Origin of the sequence: Streptomyces sp. NPDC127117, from assembly GCF_042677325.1 — a bacterium.
In the GTDB taxonomy this organism is placed as follows: Bacteria; Actinomycetota; Actinomycetes; order Streptomycetales; family Streptomycetaceae; genus Streptomyces.
Window position 1 is genome coordinate 1 of record NZ_JBHXTM010000133.1, and the last position, 1,541, is coordinate 1,541.

Consider the following 1,541-nt stretch of genomic DNA (forward strand, 5'->3'; position numbering starts at 1 on the left):
ACGCCTACCTCGACGCCCTGGCCCAGGAGCGCCGGGCCCGTGGCCGGGTCGCCACCTCGATCGCCTGGGGCCCCTGGGGCGGCGGCGGACTCGTGACTGCCGAGGGCGAGGAACAACTCGGCCGTCGCGGCCTGCCCGTCATGGAGCCGGACAACGCCTTGACCGCGCTCGCACAGGCGCTGACCGACAACGAGACCTGCCTGGCTGTCGCCGACGTGGCCTGGGACCGCTTCGCACCCGTCTTCACCGCCCTGCGGCCCAGCCCGCTGCTCGGCGACATCCCCGAAGTCGCCCGCCTGGACGCGACGGACACCGCCGACACGCCCACGGCCGGGAACGGTCGGCGGGCTCCGGCCGACCGGCTGCGCGGCCTCGACGCAGCGGAAGCCCACACCGTCCTCCTCGACGTGGTCCGCACGCACGCGGCGGCAGTGCTGAACCACGATGACCCGTCCGCCATCCCCGTCGCGACGGCCTTCCGCGACCTGGGCTTCGACTCCCTCACGGCGGTCGAACTGCGCAACCGCCTGGCCCAGGAGACCGGACTCCAGCTCCCCGCCACCCTGGTGTTCGACTACCCGGACGCCCACGGCCTGGCCGGCCACCTCGTCGACGGAATCCTGGAACGGGAGACCACCCACGGCCTTCCGCAGTCCCAGCGGACCGGGCCCGACGACGAACCGATCGCGATCGTGGGGATGAGCTGCCGACTGCCGGGCGATGTCCGGTCGCCGGACGAGCTGTGGCAGCTCGTCAGCACGGGTGGCGACGGCATCACCGGTTTCCCGTCCGCCCGTGGTTGGGAGGACGCACCCTCCGGAGGCCGCGACACGGACCTCGGTTTCGCCCGCGCCGGCGGCTTCCTGCACGACGCCGGAAACTTCGACCCGGAGTTCTTCGGGATCTCGCCGCGCGAGGCCCTGGCGATGGACCCCCAGCAGCGACTGCTGCTTGAGACCTCGTGGGAGGTGTTCGAGCGGGCAGGCATCGACCCCCTGTCCGTACGGGGCACCCGTACCGGTGTCTTCGCAGGTGGTTGCAGTCAGGGCTACGGTGCCGGAGCGCTCGCGCAGGGCGAAGAAGGTGTCAGCGGACAGCTGTTGACCGGAACGGCGACCAGTGTTCTGTCGGGGCGAGTCTCGTACGCGTTCGGCCTGGAGGGGCCGGCGGTGACGGTGGACACGGCGTGCTCGTCGTCGCTGGTCGCGCTGCACCTGGCGGCCCAGTCGTTGCGCTCGGGCGAGTGCGAGATGGCCCTCGTCGGCGGTGTGACCGTGATGGCCGGTCCCAGCGGTTTCGTGGAGTTCAGTCGCCAGGGCGGCCTGGCCGCCGACGGCCGCTGCAAGTCGTTCTCGGACGATGCGGACGGTACGGGCTGGGGTGAAGGTGTCGGCGTTCTGCTGGTCGAGCGGCTCTCGGAGGCCCGTCGCAAGGGGCACCAGGTCTTGGCGGTCGTTTCGGGTTCGGCTGTGAACCAGGACGGTGCGTCGAACGGTCTGACGGCTCCGAACGGGCCGTCGCAGCAGCGGGTGATCCGTCAG

At 71.7% G+C, this 1,541-nt stretch carries 1 protein-coding gene; it reads left to right on the plus strand.

The genetic code is table 11. The features are described 5' to 3' along the window. Nucleotides 1-1,541 (plus strand): beta-ketoacyl synthase N-terminal-like domain-containing protein (locus ACFVH0_RS40470; RefSeq protein WP_385828433.1); only part of this gene is annotated, 1,541 nt, incomplete at both ends.